Genomic DNA, 13,845 nt, shown 5'->3' on the forward strand with positions numbered 1-13,845 from the left:
CAGTCCGGTCGCCATGGACGCGCGGGGGCCCTCGTCGGGCCCCGGCGCGCTCGGTCACCACCTGTACAGCGGAATGACCTGCACCGATCCACCACCGTTGACCGGCTATGAAGAAGATCAGCGCGCTCGCCGCGCTCACCATGGCAGCCCTCGTACTCGCCACCCCGGCCCACGCCGACGACGGCGACCGGGGCCGTGTCACCATCGCCGGCTACACCACCCCCAACCTCTGCAGGCAGGCACTCGCGCTCGTCCCGATGGCGGCGCCGTGGACCGGCCCCGCGGTGGACGACGCCTGCTACAACCGCGACCACAACACGCAGGAGCAGGGCTCCTGGGTCATCATGTCGTGAGGTGCGTTGGCGCGAACATCCGCAGCACCGCCGGGAGGACGACCACCGACGGGCCGGGGGTCTGAAGCGCCTTCGTCAGATCCGCCTCCAGTGTCCCCGGGGCCGTACGGACCCCGGGGACACCGAAGGACTCGGCGAGCGCCACATAGTCCGGCCGCGCCAGTTCCGTCGCCGTCGCCTCGCCGAAGGCGTCCGTCATGTACTCGCGCAGGATGCCGTAGCCGCCGTCGTCGACGATGAGCCAGGTGACGTTCAGGTCGTACTGGCGGGCCGTGGCCAGCTCGGCGATCGAGTACAGGGCGCCTCCGTCGCCGGAGACCGCCAGTGCCGGGCGGGTCGGGTCCGCGACCGCCGCGCCGAGCGCCGCCGGGAAGCCGTAGCCGAGGCCGCCGGCGCCCTGGGCGGAGTGCATGTGGTTGGGGCCCTTGGCGTCGAAGGCCGACCACGCCCAGTAGGCGAGGATCGTCATGTCCCAGAAGGACGGGGAGTCGGCGGGCAGGGCGCGCCGGACCGATGCCAGCACATCCTGCTCCAGCGTGAGTTCCTGGCCGCCGATCCGCTCCGACACCTTGCCGAGCACCTCACGCACCCGCTCCGGCGCCGTGACGTCCTCCCGTTCCGACACCGTCTCCAGCAGCGCCTGCAACGCGAGGCGCGCGTCCGCGTGGATACCCAGCGCCGGGTGGTTGGACTCCAGCTTCCCGAGGTCGGCCTCGATCTGGATGACCCGGCCGCGCGGCTTGAACGTGTGGTAATTGGACGACAACTCCCCCAACCCCGAGCCGACGACGAGGAGTACGTCCGCGTCCTCCAGGAAGTCCGTGGTGTGCCGGTCCTCGATCCAGGACTGGAGGGACAGCGGGTGCGTCCAGGGGAAGGCGCCCTTGCCGCCGGGGGTGGTGACGACCGGGGCCTGGAGGGTCTCCGCCAGCTGACGGAGCTTCTTCGAGGCGTCGGCGCGGACCACTCCCCCGCCCGCGATGATCGCCGGGCGGGCGGCGTGGGACAGCAAGTGGGCGGCCACCGCCGTCAGTTCGGGGCGTGGCGGCAGCTCGTCGGGGAAGGCGTCGCCGCCCGTCACCACCGGGATCGATGTCTCGGCGAGCAGCACGTCCTGCGGGATCTCCACCCACACCGGGCCGTGCGGGGCCGACAGCGCCGACTTCCAGGCAGCCTCGATCGCGGAGGGGATCTGGGACTGGGTGCGGACGGTGTGCACCGACTTCACCACGCCCCGGAACGACGCCGCCTGGTCCGGGAGTTCGTGGAGGTAGCCGTGCCGGCCGCCGCCGAGCCCCGCCGTCGGGATCTGGCTGCTGATCGCCAGGACGGGGGCGGAGGCCGCCGCGGCCTCCTGGAGCGCGGCCAGCGACGTCAGCGCGCCGGGACCCGTCGACAGCAGCAGCGGGGCCGCCTCGCCGGTGATCCGGCCGTAGGCGTCCGCCGCGAAGGCGGCGTTGTTCTCCACCCGCAGCCCGATGTACCTGAGGTCGGAGCGCCGTAGCGCGTCGAACATGCCGAGCGCGTGCTGGCCGGGCAGTCCGAAGACGGTCGTCGCGCCGAGCCCGGCCAGCGTCTCCACGACCAGGTCTCCGCCGCCTCGGCCGGCGGGAGGGTTCAGCGCGGCTGCGGTCTGCGCCTCCGTCGGGCGGAGTACCAGGTCGTGGTCGTGGGTCACTTGCCCTCGTTCTCCTCACGGGCCGCCGCGATCTGGCGGGACATGATCGTGGTCAGTTCGTACGCCGTGTGGGACGCGGCCACCGACGTGATCTCGGCGTGATCGTACGCGGGCGCCACCTCGACGACGTCGGCGGAGACCAGGTTGCAGGACGCGAGGCCGCGCAGGATCTCCAGCAGTTCGCGGGACGTCATGCCGCCCGCCTCCGGCGTACCCGTGCCGGGGGCGTGGGCCGGGTCGAGGCAGTCGATGTCGATGGAGATGTAGAGGGGCCGGTCGCCGATGCGCTGACGCAACTGGTCGGCCACCTCGTCGGCGCCGCGCCGGTAGACGTCCGCCGAGGTGACGATGCCGAAGCCCATCTTCTCGTCGTCGGTGAGGTCCTGCTTGCCGTACAGCGGGCCGCGGATGCCGACGTGGGAGAGGGCGGAGGTGTCGAGGATGCCCTCCTCGACCGCGCGGCGGAACGGAGTGCCGTGCGTGTACTCGGCGCCGAAGTAGGTGTCCCAGGTGTCGAGGTGGGCGTCGAAGTGGAGCAGCGCGACAGGGCCGTGCTTCTTGGCGACCGAGCGCAGCAGCGGCAGCGCGATGGTGTGGTCGCCGCCCAGGGTCATCAGGCGGGCGCCGGTGCCGATCAGGTCGTCGGCGGCGGCCTCGACCGTCTCGACGGCCTCGTTGATGTTGAACGGGTTCACCGCGATGTCGCCGCCGTCCGCCACCTGCGCGAGGGCGAAGGGGGAGGCGTCCTGCGCCGGGTTGTACGGGCGCAGCAGCCGGGACGCCTCGCGGATCGCGTTGCCGCCGAAGCGGGCACCCGGCCGGTACGAGACTCCCGAGTCGAACGGCACGCCGACCACGGCCACGTCGGCGCGGCCGACCTCGTCGAGGCGGGGCAGCCGGGCGAAGGTGGCGGGTCCGGCGTAGCGCGGGATGCGGGAGGAGTCGACGGGGCCGCGGGGCGTCTCGTTGCCAGTCACGTGGAATGCCTTCTTTTCTACGCTTCATCGCGTATGCGGGTTTTATGCCTACGACTCTACGGGTGAGCCGGCGCCGGTTCCGAGGCCGGTTCGGGAGCCAACCTAGGTGTCCGGAAGGCGGCTGCGAAGTGTACGTTTCATCCATCCCGGGATGACTGGATGGAGGGAACGCACATATGCCGGAGCCGACCGTTCCCCCGACCCCACCGGTACCGCTCTCGGCCCTCCTGGCCCGCGAGGACCTGGGCCTGCGCCGGATCGCCGGGCCACCGGACGCGGACCCGGCCGTGCACTGGGCGCACACCTCGGAGATGGCCGATCCGTATCCGTATCTGCTGGGCGGCGAGCTGCTGCTGACGGCCGGGGTGCACATCCCGGAGGCGGCGGGCTCGGGGACGTACTTCGACGACTACGTGTCGAGGATCGTGGCGGCGGGCGGCGCGGCGCTCGGCTTCGGGCTCGCCCCCGTGCACGAGACGGTGCCGCACGCCCTGGTGGCCGCGTGCGACGCGTACGGCCTGCCGCTCCTGGAGGTCCCGCCCCGGACCACCTTCTCGGGCGTGGCCCGCGCGGTCTGGCAGTTGATGGCCCGGGCCCGCCACGCCGAACTGCGCCGTGTGACGGAGGCCCAGCAGAGCCTGGCCGCGGCGGCCTCCCGCCCCGACCCGGTCCGCGCGGTCCTGCGGCAGCTGGCCCAGCGAGTGGGCGGCTGGGCGGTGCTGTACGGGCCGGAGGGGGCGGTGATCGGGGAGGCGGGACGGGAGACTCCGGGCGACGTGGCGCGGGCGGCGCTGGCCGAGCTGGCGAGGGTGGTACGGCCGGTTGTGGGGGCGGGTGCGACTTCGACGGCGGCTTCGGCTCCGGGCGCATCCGACAGCGGGACCGCCCGGCGGACCACGCGGCCCGAAGCCCCACTCCCTGGCACCAGCGCGCCCGCCTCACCCACTCCCACCTCCGCCACCGACACCATCGCCGGCACCCACCTCGCCGCCTACGCCCTCGGCGCCGGCCGGGGCTTCGTCCTCGGGGTCGCCGCCCCGCGCCGGGACCCCGGTGACCACACCATCGCCTCCGTCGCAGCCGTGCTCCTCTCCCTCCTCACCGGCGAGCACCAGAGCGGCTCGGGGGCGGCTCGGTCGTCGGCGCTCGTACGGCTGCTGCTGGGCGCCGAGCCGCGGGCGGTGGCCCCGCTCCTCGGTGGCGACCGCTGGGTCGTGGTGCACGGCAGCCCCGACACCCAGCCCTGCGACCCGGTGGCGGCCTCGGCGCTGGGCGCGGCCCTCGGCTCCCCGCTGGTCGACCTCGCGCAGGACGTCGTACGCGTCCTCGCCCCCGCGGACCGCGAACCGGCCCCGCAGCCCGGCTGGACCCTGGGCGTGAGCGCCCCCGCGTCCGCGGCGGAGTGGCCGGCCGCCGACACCCAGGCGGCCCGCGCCCTGTCCCGCGCCCGGGCCACCCGCACGCCCCTGTTCCGGCACGGCAGCCATCGCCCGGCCCTCACGGACCTGCTCTCCCCGGACGAGGCGGAGTCGCACGCCCGCGCCCTGCTCGCGCCCCTCGCCTCGCCCCTGACGGAGACCCTGCGCACCTGGCTCTCCCTGCACGGCAGTTGGGACCGCACGGCCGTCGCCCTGTCCGTCCACCGCAACACGGTCCGCCAGCGGATCGCCCGTTGCGCGACGCTCCTCGGCACGGACCTGGACGACCCGGACGTACGGATGGAGTTGTGGTTCGCCCTGCGGCAGGGCGAAGGGTGATCCACACAGTGACCCGCGTCGCACGCGCCCCGGAGCCGGGCGTTCCCACAGTTGTCTGCCTCACAATGGGAGGCATGCCGATACCCGGGACACCCAGCCGCGCCGAGCTCGTCGACCACCTCGTCAGAACCCGTATCGCGGGCGACGTCGCCACTCCCCGCGAGAACAACCTCTCCCACTACCGCAAGCTGGCGAACGGCGACCGCCACTACTGGCTCGGGCTGGAGCTCGGCGACCGCTGGACCGACGAGCAGGACGTCCTCGCGGTGATGGCCGAGCGCGTCGGCGTGAACGACGACGCGGAGCACCGCCACGGCCAGGACACCATCGACCCCGAGCTGACGGTGGCCGCCCTGGAGCGCATGGCGGCCCGGCTGCGCAAGGCGGCGGACGGGCAGCAGCGGGTGCTGTTCGCGACGGGCCACCCGGGCGGCCTGCTGGACGTGCACCGCGCGACGGCGCAGGCACTGCGTGCGGTGGGCTGCGAGATCGTGGTGATCCCCGAGGGCCTCCAGACCGACGAGGGATACGTCATGCAGTTCGCGGACGTGGCCGTCCTGGAACACGGCGCCACCCTCTGGCACACCCACTCCGGCGAACCGATGAAGGCCATCCTGACGGGACTTGAGCGCGAGGGCCGCCCGCTGCCGGACCTGGTCGTCGCCGACCACGGCTGGGCGGGCTACGCCGGCCGGCACGGCGTGGACTCCGTGGGCTACGCGGACTGCAACGACCCGGCGCTGTTCCTCGCGGAGGCCGAGGGGACCGTACAGGTGGTGGTGCCGCTGGACGACCATGTGGTCAGCCCGCGCTACTACGACCCGATGACGGCGTATCTGCTGCGTGAGGCGGGCCTGGCCGAATAGGGGGTCGTGCTCGACCGCGAGCCGGCCGGTCGACGGGTCCGGCCCGAAGGCCGGCGGGCCGTCACCGCGGGACCCGGACCACGCCCTCCTGGATCACCGACACCGCCAGCTGCCCGTCCTGGGTGTAGATACGGGCCTGGCCGAGGCCGCGCCCGCCGTGGGCCGACGGCGACTCCTGGTCGTACAGCAGCCACTCGTCCGCGCGGAACGGACGATGGAACCACATCGCGTGGTCCAGCGAGGCACCGACGACGTCGCCGACGGCCCAGCCGCCCCGGCCGTGTGCGAGCAGGACCGAGTCGAGGAGCGTCATGTCGGAGACGTACGTGGCGAGGACGACGTGCAGGAGCGGATCGTCGGCCAGCTTGCCGTTGGTGCGGAACCAGACCTGGGAGTGCGGTTCGCGGGGCTCGCCGAACCGGCCGTACGGCGGCTCGTCGACGTAGCGCAGATCGACCGCCTGGCGTGCCTCCAGGAACCGCTCGACGACGTCCGCGTCCAGGTGGTCGTAGCCGCGCAGCCGCTCCTCGGAGGTGGGGAGCGCCGCCGGGTCGGGTGCGGGGGGCATGGGGGCCTGGTGGTCCATGCCCTCCTCGTGCACCTGGAACGAGGCGGACAGGGCGAAGATCGGCTTGCCGTGCTGGACGGCGACGACGCGCCGGGTGGTGAAGGAGCGGCCGTCGCGCATGCGGTCCACGTTGTAGACGATGGGCGCGCCCGGGTCCCCCATGCGCAGGAAGTACGCGTGGAGGGAGTGGGCGGGCCGGTCCGCGGGGACCGTGCGCCCGGCGGCGACGAGTGCCTGGGCCGCGACCTGACCGCCGAAGACGCGCGGGACGACGGCGGAGCGGGACTGGCCGCGGAAGATGTCCTCCTCGATCTGCTCCAGGTCGAGCAGATCGAGGAGACCCTGTAGTGCCTGGTTCATGGCACCTTTTCTACTGGCAGGAATTTCAGGAGCCTGACCGGCCCGGGTGCTGGGGGACCCGGATGCTTACAGGCCCATGTCCTTGGCGATGATCGACTTCATGATCTCGCTGGTGCCGCCGTAGATGCGGTTGACGCGGTTGTCCGCGTACAGGCGGGCGATCGGGTACTCGTTCATGAAGCCGTAGCCGCCGTGCAGCTGGAGGCAGCGGTCGATGACGCGGTGCGCGACCTCGGTGCAGAAGAGCTTCGCGGACGCGGCCTCGGCGGGGGTCAGCTCACCGGCGTCCAGGGCCTCCAGCGCGCGGTCGGCGACGGCCTCGGCGGCGTCGACCTCGGCCTGGCAGGCGGCCAGCTCGAACTTGGTGTTCTGGAAAGATGCAACAGATTTGCCGAAAACGGTGCGGTCCTGGACGTACTCCTTGGCGAACCGCACGGCGGCCTTGGCCTGCGCGTAGGCGCCGAAGGCGATGCCCCAGCGCTCGGAGGCGAGGTTGTGGCCGAGGTAGTAGAAGCCCTTGTTCTCCTCGCCGAGGAGGTCCTCGACCGGGACCTTGACGTCGACGAACGCCAGCTCGGCGGTGTCGGAGGTCTTCAGGCCGAGCTTGTCGAGCTTGCGGCCGACGGAGTACCCCTCGGACTTGGTGTCCACGGCGAACAGGGAGATGCCGTGGCGGCGGTCCTCGGCGCTGGGCGCGTCGGTGCGGGCGCAGACGATCACGCGGTCGGCGTGGACGCCGCCGGTGATGAAGGTCTTGGCGCCGTTGAGGACGTAGTGCGTGCCGTCCTCGCTCAGCTTGGCGGTGGTCTTCATGCCGGCGAGGTCGGAGCCGGTGCCGGGCTCGGTCATCGCCAGCGCCCACATCTCCTCACCGGAGACGAACTTCGGCAGGAAGCGCTTCTTCTGCTCGTCGGTGGCGAGCATCTTGATGTACGGCAGGCCGAGCAGCACGTGTACGCCGGAGCCGCCGAACTGCACACCCGCGCGGGCGGTCTCCTCGTACATCACCGCCTCGAACTTGTACGAGTCGATGCCGGCGCCGCCGTACTCCTCGTCGACGCGGATGCCGAAGACGCCGAGCTCGGCGAGCTTGTAGTAGAAGTCGCGCGGCGCCTGGCCGGCCGCGAACCACTCGTCGTAGACCGGGACGACCTCGGCCTCGATGAAGGCGCGGATGGTCTCCCGGAACGCCTCGTGATCCTCACTGAACACCGTACGGCGCACCGCCGCCACCTCCACACGTCCATGTCTAAGCGCTTGCTCACTCAACCGTACCGGCGAGTATCCACAGGCGTCCAGAGGCCAAGGTCCGTAACGCTCGTCACGCCCGCCGCACTCAGAGCCGTACGTCCTCCTCGGTGCGCCGGGCCGGACGCCGCCGCGTGCCACGCCCCGCCCGCAGCAGCCGTACGGCCACGAGGGCCAGGACCGCCACGACCACGGCCACCAGGATCACCTTGGAGTAGAGGCCGACGAGATCGGTGACCTCGTGCCAGCGGGCACCCAGCGCGTAGCCGCCGGCGATGAAGGCGGTGTTCCAGATGAGGCTGCCGGCCGCCGTGAGGGCGAGGAAGAGGGGCAGCCGCATGCGTTCGACGCCGGCCGGTATCGAGATCAGGCTGCGGAAGATGGGCACGAAGCGGCCGAAGAACACGGCCTTGGTGCCGTGCCGGAGGAACCACGCCTCGGTCCGCTCCACGTCGGCGACCTTCACCAGCGGCAGCCGTGCCGCCACCGCGATCAGCCGTTCCCGGCCGAAGAGCGCCCCCAGCAGATACAGGGCCAGCGCACCCACCACGGAACCCGCCGTCGTCCAGGCGACGGCCGCGACGACGTCCATCCGCCCCTGGCTCGCCGTGAACCCCGCCAACGGCAGGATCACCTCGCTCGGCAACGGCGGAAAGAGGTTCTCCAGAGCGATGGCCAGCCCCGCACCGGGACCGCCCAGCTTCTCCATCAGGTCGGCGGCCCAGCCGGCGACTCCGCCGACGGGGGCGTCGGCCGCAGCAGCAATGATCACGCCGCCACTTTACTAAGTCTTGACCTAAGGGCGGCGTGAGTGAACCCGGGACCGGCGGACGGCTCAAGCCACCCCGGCCGCCCCGAACGCCCCCCGCGCCATCCGGTGCAGCAGCTGCGCCGTGACCCCCCGGCCCGGCAGCGAGCCCGGGCGTCCCAGGTGCGGGGTCGAGTTGAGCAGGCCGAACACCGAGTGGACGGCGGAGCGGGCGGTCGGCTCGGTCAGGTCCGGGTAGACCTGGCGGACGATGTCCACCCACAGCTCGACGTACTGCCGCTGGAGCTGCCGCACGAGTTTGCGGTCGCTGTCGCGCAGGCGGTCCAGCTCGCGGTCGTGCAGGGTGATGAGGGGACGGTCGTCGAGGGCGAAGTCGATGTGGCCCTCGATGAGGGAGTCGAGGACCGCCTCGGCGGGCACGCCGTCGGCCTCCGCGAGGCGCCGCTTCGCACCCGTCAGCAACTGGCCGCTGATCCCGACCAGGAGCTCGGCGAGCATCGCGTCCTTGCCGGCGAAGTGACGGTAGAGACCGGGGCCGCTGATACCCACGGCGGCACCTATCTCGTCCACGCCGACGCCGTGGAAACCACGTTCGGCGAAGAGCCGCGCGGCCTCCTTGAGGATCTGCTCGCGGCGGGTGGGGGCGTCGGTTCTGGTGGCCATGGAAGCAATTCTAGACAGGGAGGTTAGCGGTCGTTAACCTGAAGGAAATGCGTTAACGCTCATTAACTGGTCGACCACTGGGTGAGGGGACCGCAGGATGCACGAGGCACCGGAGCTTGTGAGCGCGGCGGATCCCGCGTCTCAGGCCTGGCGGGCCAACGAGGAGGCCCATCGGGCGCTCGTGGAGGAGCTGCGCGGCAAGCTGGCCGCCGCCCGGCTGGGCGGCGGTGAGAAGGCCCGCGCCCGGCACACCGCGCGCGGCAAGCTGCTGCCGCGCGACCGCGTCGACACCCTCCTCGACCCCGGCTCCCCCTTCCTGGAGCTCGCTCCCCTCGCGGCCGACGGCATGTACGAGGGCCAGGCCCCGGCGGCCGGTGTCATCGCCGGGATCGGGCGGGTCAGCGGGCGCGAGTGCGTGATCGTCGCGAACGACGCCACGGTCAAGGGCGGGACGTACTACCCGATGACCGTGAAGAAGCACCTGCGCGCGCAGGAGGTGGCCCTGGAGAACCGGCTGCCGTGTCTCTACCTGGTCGACTCCGGTGGCGCCTTCCTGCCGATGCAGGACGAGGTCTTCCCCGATCGCGAGCACTTCGGGCGGATCTTCTACAACCAGGCCCGGATGTCGGGTGCCGGCATCCCGCAGATCGCCGCCGTGCTCGGCTCGTGCACCGCCGGGGGCGCGTACGTCCCCGCCATGAGCGACGAGGCCGTCATCGTCCGCAACCAGGGCACGATCTTCCTCGGCGGCCCTCCGCTGGTGAAGGCCGCCACCGGTGAGGTCGTCACGGCGGAGGAACTCGGCGGCGGCGACGTCCACGCGCGCGTGTCGGGTGTCACCGACCATCTCGCCGAGGACGACGCGCACGCCCTGCGGATCGTGCGGAACATCGTCGCGACCCTCCCCGCGCGCGGGGCGCTCCCGTGGCAGGTCCGGCCCGCCGTGGAGCCCAAGGTCGACCCCTACGGCCTCTACGGCGCCGTCCCGGTCGACTCCCGCACCCCCTACGACGTCCGCGAGATCATCGCGCGCGTGGTCGACGGCTCCCGTTTCTCGGAGTTCAAGGCCGAGTTCGGGCAGACCCTCGTCACCGGCTTCGCCCGGATCCACGGCCACCCGGTCGGCATCGTCGCCAACAACGGCATCCTGTTCTCCGAGTCCGCCCAGAAGGGCGCCCACTTCATCGAGCTGTGCGACCAGCGCGGCATCCCGCTGCTCTTCCTCCAGAACATCTCCGGCTTCATGGTCGGCAAGGACTACGAGGCGGGCGGCATCGCCAAGCACGGCGCCAAGATGGTCACCGCGGTGGCCTGTACCCGCGTGCCGAAGCTGACGGTGGTGGTCGGCGGGTCGTACGGCGCCGGGAACTACTCCATGTGCGGGCGGGCGTACTCGCCGCGCTTCCTGTGGATGTGGCCGGGCGCCAAGATCTCCGTCATGGGCGGCGAGCAGGCCGCCTCCGTCCTCGCGACGGTCAAGCGGGACCAGCTGGAGGCGCGGGGCGAGTCCTGGCCCGCGCAGGACGAGGACTCCTTCAAGGCGCCGATCCGCGAGCAGTACGAGCGCCAGGGCAACGCCTACTACGCCACCGCCCGCCTCTGGGACGACGGCGTCATCGACCCGCTGGAGACCCGTCAGGTGCTGGGCCTCGCCCTGACCGCCTGTGCCAACGCGCCCCTGGGTGAGCCCCAGTTCGGCGTCTTCCGGATGTGAGGGGGACGGAACCCATGTTTGACACAGTGCTCGTGGCCAACCGGGGCGAGATCGCGGTACGGGTCATCCGTACGCTCCGCTCGCTGGGTGTGCGCTCGGTGGCCGTCTTCTCCGACGCGGACGCCGACGCGCGGCACGTCCGGGAGGCCGACACGGCGGTACGGATCGGTCCGGCGCCGGCGGCCGAGAGCTATCTGTCCGTGGAGCGGCTGCTGGAGGCGGCCGCCCGCACCGGCGCCCAGGCCGTCCACCCCGGCTACGGCTTCCTCGCGGAGAACGCCGGTTTCGCGCGCGCGTGCGCCGAGGCGGGACTGGTCTTCATCGGGCCGCCCGCCGAGGCCATCTCCCTCATGGGCGACAAGATCCGCGCCAAGGAGACGGTGAAGGCGGCCGGGGTGCCGGTCGTGCCCGGCTCCAGCGGCAGCGGCCTGACTGACGCCGAACTGGCGGCCGCCGCCCGCGAGATCGGCATGCCCGTGCTGCTCAAGCCCTCCGCCGGCGGTGGCGGCAAGGGCATGCGGCTGGTGCGGGACGAGGCCGTGCTGGGCGACGAGATCGCCGCCGCCCGACGCGAGGCCCGCGCCTCCTTCGGCGACGACACCCTCCTCGTCGAGCGGTGGGTCGACCGGCCCCGGCACATCGAGATCCAGGTGCTGGCCGACGGCCACGGAAACGTCGTCCACCTCGGGGAGCGCGAGTGCTCCCTCCAGCGCCGGCACCAGAAGATCATCGAGGAGGCGCCGAGTGTGCTGCTCGATGAGGAGATCCGGGCGTCGATGGGCGAGGCGGCCGTGCAGGCGGCCCGCTCGTGCGGCTACCGGGGTGCGGGCACGGTGGAGTTCATCGTGCCGGGCGGCGACCCGTCCTCGTACTACTTCATGGAGATGAACACCCGCCTCCAGGTGGAGCACCCGGTCACCGAACTGATCACCGGGCTGGACCTGGTGGAGTGGCAGCTGCGGGTGGCGGCGGGCGAGGAACTGCCGTACGAGCAGGACGACATCACGCTCACCGGGCACGCGGTCGAGGCCCGTATCTGCGCCGAGGACCCCTCCCGCGGGTTCCTCCCCTCCGGCGGCACGGTGCTGCGGCTGCGCGAGCCCCAGGGCGACGGCGTCCGCACCGACTCCGGGCTCAGCGAGGGCACGGAGGTCGGCAGCCTGTACGACCCGATGCTGTCCAAGGTGATCGCGTACGGCCCCGACCGCGCGACCGCGCTGCGCAAACTCCGGGCGGCCCTCGCGGAGACGGTCACGCTGGGGGTGCAGACCAACGCCGGGTTCCTGCGGCGGCTGCTCGCGCATCCGGCGGTCGTCGAGGGCGAGCTGGACACCGGACTGGTCGAGCGCGTGGTGGACGACCTGGTCGCCACGGACGTACCCGACGAGGTCTACGAGGCGGCGTCGGCCGTACGCCGGGACGCGCTGCTGCCGAAGGGGGACGGCTGGACGGACCCCTTCTCCGTGCCGAGCGGCTGGCGTCTCGGCGGGGTGGCCAGGCCGGTCGGGTTCCACCTCCGGGTGCAGGACCCGGTGGAGTACGTCCCGCGCGGCTCCGCCGACGTCACGGACGACCGCGTGGCCGTCACCCTGGGCGGCGTCCGCCACACCTTCCACCGGGCGGGCGACTGGCTGGGCCAGGACGGCGACGCCTGGCATGTGCGCGACCACGACCCGGTGGCCGCCTCGCTCACCGGTGCCGCCCACGCGGGCGCCGACTCGCTCACCGCGCCCATGCCGGGGACGGTGACGGTGGTGAAGGTCGCCGTCGGGGACGAGGTGAGCGCCGGACAGAGCCTGTTGGTGGTGGAGGCGATGAAGATGGAGCACGTCATCTCCGCCCCGCACGCCGGCACGGTCGCCGAACTGGACGTCACGCCGGGCACCACGGTCGCCATGGACCAGGTGCTGGCGGTCGTCGCACCTCATGAGGAGGCGGAGGAATGACAGTCGAGGGTCTCCCCATGACCGTACCGGCCGCGGGCCTGCCCGCCCGGGTCCGGATCCACGAGGTCGGCGCGCGCGACGGCCTGCAGAACGAGAAGCCGACCGTCCCGACCGAGGTCAAGGCGGAGTTCGTCCGCCGGCTGGCCGAGGCGGGGCTGACCACCGTCGAGGCCACCAGCTTCGTCCACCCCAAGTGGGTGCCGCAGCTCGCGGACGCCGAGCAGCTCTTCCCGCTCGTCGCCGGCCTGACGGGCGTGCACCTGCCGGTCCTGGTCCCCAACAACCGGGGCCTGGACCGCGCCCTGGCCCTCGGCGCCCGGCGGGTCGCCGTCTTCGCCAGCGCGACCGAGTCCTTCGCCAAGGCCAACCTCAACCGGACGCTGGACGAGTCGCTGGCGTTGTTCGAGCCGGTCGTCAAGCGCGCGAAGGATGAGGGCCTGCACGTGCGCGGGTATGTCTCCATGTGCTTCGGCGACCCCTGGGAGGGGGCGGTCCCGGTCCACCAGGTGGTGCGAGTGTGCCGGGCGCTGCGGGACATGGGCTGCGACGAGCTGAGCCTCGGCGACACCATCGGCGTCGCGACACCCGGCCATGTGCTGGAGCTCCTCTCCGCTCTCGACGAGGAGGGCGTGCCGACGAACGTCATCGGCGTCCACTTCCACGACACCTACGGCCAGGCACTGGCCAACACCTACGCCGCTCTCCAGCACGGCGTCACCACGGTCGACGCCTCCGCGGGCGGCCTCGGCGGCTGCCCCTACGCCAAGTCCGCCACCGGCAACCTCGCCACCGAAGACCTCGTGTGGATGCTTCAGGGCCTCGGCATCGACACCGGGGTCGACCTGGACCGTCTCGTCGCCACGAGCGCGTGGATGGCCGAACGACTGGGCCGACCCAGCCCGTCCCGCACCGTACGAGCCCTCTCCCACAAGGAGCAGTGAACAGC

At 72.2% G+C, this 13,845-nt stretch carries 12 protein-coding genes; 6 read left to right on the plus strand and 6 right to left on the minus strand.

Features of this window, described 5'->3' with window-relative positions; translation table 11 throughout:
• Nucleotides 1–107 precede the first annotated feature (107 nt).
• On the plus strand, nucleotides 108–353 hold the full coding sequence (locus tag ACZ4UU_RS14530; protein WP_468039794.1) for a hypothetical protein: 246 nt from the start codon (nucleotides 108–110) through the stop codon (nucleotides 351–353).
• Here the strand turns inward: ACZ4UU_RS14530 and ACZ4UU_RS14535 are convergent.
• On the minus strand, nucleotides 343–2,031 hold the full coding sequence (locus ACZ4UU_RS14535; protein WP_468039795.1) for a thiamine pyrophosphate-binding protein: 1,689 nt from the start codon (nucleotides 2,029–2,031) through the stop codon (nucleotides 343–345). The genes ACZ4UU_RS14530 and ACZ4UU_RS14535 overlap by 11 nt on opposite strands.
• Entirely contained in the window at nucleotides 2,028–3,008 is a 981-nt protein-coding gene (speB, locus tag ACZ4UU_RS14540) for an agmatinase (RefSeq protein WP_234767506.1), read from the minus strand. Before speB ends, ACZ4UU_RS14535 begins: the two co-directional genes overlap by 4 nt.
• 176 nt (nucleotides 3,009–3,184) lie before the next feature.
• On the opposite strand from speB, the gene ACZ4UU_RS14545 reads away from it, so the two are divergent.
• A complete protein-coding gene (locus ACZ4UU_RS14545) occupies nucleotides 3,185–4,765 on the plus strand; it encodes a helix-turn-helix domain-containing protein (RefSeq protein WP_468039797.1) in 1,581 nt (526 codons plus the stop codon).
• Nucleotides 4,766–4,839: 74 nt separating this feature from the next.
• Entirely contained in the window at nucleotides 4,840–5,631 is a 792-nt protein-coding gene (locus ACZ4UU_RS14550; RefSeq protein WP_468039799.1) for a phosphatase, read from the plus strand.
• 61 nt (nucleotides 5,632–5,692) lie between these two features.
• Here the strand turns inward: ACZ4UU_RS14550 and ACZ4UU_RS14555 are convergent, their stop codons facing one another.
• The 4 genes from ACZ4UU_RS14555 to ACZ4UU_RS14570 all read right to left on the minus strand — a co-directional run bounded on the left by ACZ4UU_RS14555 (nucleotide 5,693) and on the right by ACZ4UU_RS14570 (nucleotide 9,239).
• Nucleotides 5,693–6,559, minus strand: coding sequence for an acyl-CoA thioesterase (locus ACZ4UU_RS14555; protein ID WP_468039801.1), 867 nt, complete (start codon nucleotides 6,557–6,559; stop codon nucleotides 5,693–5,695).
• 66 nt (nucleotides 6,560–6,625) lie between these two features.
• Entirely contained in the window at nucleotides 6,626–7,783 is a 1,158-nt protein-coding gene (locus ACZ4UU_RS14560; protein WP_468039803.1) for an acyl-CoA dehydrogenase family protein, read from the minus strand.
• A gap of 112 nt (nucleotides 7,784–7,895) precedes the next feature.
• On the minus strand, nucleotides 7,896–8,516 hold the full coding sequence (locus ACZ4UU_RS14565) for a DedA family protein (RefSeq protein ID WP_468040209.1): 621 nt from the start codon (nucleotides 8,514–8,516) through the stop codon (nucleotides 7,896–7,898).
• Nucleotides 8,517–8,642: 126 nt separating this feature from the next.
• A complete protein-coding gene (locus ACZ4UU_RS14570) occupies nucleotides 8,643–9,239 on the minus strand; it encodes an SACE_7040 family transcriptional regulator (RefSeq protein ID WP_468039805.1) in 597 nt (198 codons plus the stop codon).
• A 97-nt stretch (nucleotides 9,240–9,336) separates the two neighbouring features.
• On the opposite strand from ACZ4UU_RS14570, the gene ACZ4UU_RS14575 reads away from it, so the two are divergent.
• The 3 genes from ACZ4UU_RS14575 to ACZ4UU_RS14585 are packed head-to-tail and all read left to right on the plus strand — an operon-like array spanning nucleotide 9,337 to nucleotide 13,840.
• Nucleotides 9,337–10,953 carry a carboxyl transferase domain-containing protein gene (locus tag ACZ4UU_RS14575; protein WP_468039807.1) on the plus strand — a complete coding sequence of 539 codons (1,617 nt, stop codon included), beginning with the start codon at nucleotides 9,337–9,339 and terminating at the stop codon, nucleotides 10,951–10,953.
• A 14-nt stretch (nucleotides 10,954–10,967) separates the two neighbouring features.
• On the plus strand, nucleotides 10,968–12,899 hold the full coding sequence (locus ACZ4UU_RS14580) for an acetyl/propionyl/methylcrotonyl-CoA carboxylase subunit alpha (RefSeq protein ID WP_468039809.1): 1,932 nt from the start codon (nucleotides 10,968–10,970) through the stop codon (nucleotides 12,897–12,899).
• A complete protein-coding gene (locus tag ACZ4UU_RS14585; protein WP_468039811.1) occupies nucleotides 12,896–13,840 on the plus strand; it encodes a hydroxymethylglutaryl-CoA lyase in 945 nt (314 codons plus the stop codon). The genes ACZ4UU_RS14580 and ACZ4UU_RS14585 overlap by 4 nt, the downstream gene beginning before the upstream one ends.
• Nucleotides 13,841–13,845: the final 5 nt, after the last annotated feature.

The sequence above is a fragment of the Streptomyces sp. NPDC028907 genome, assembly GCF_055564995.1.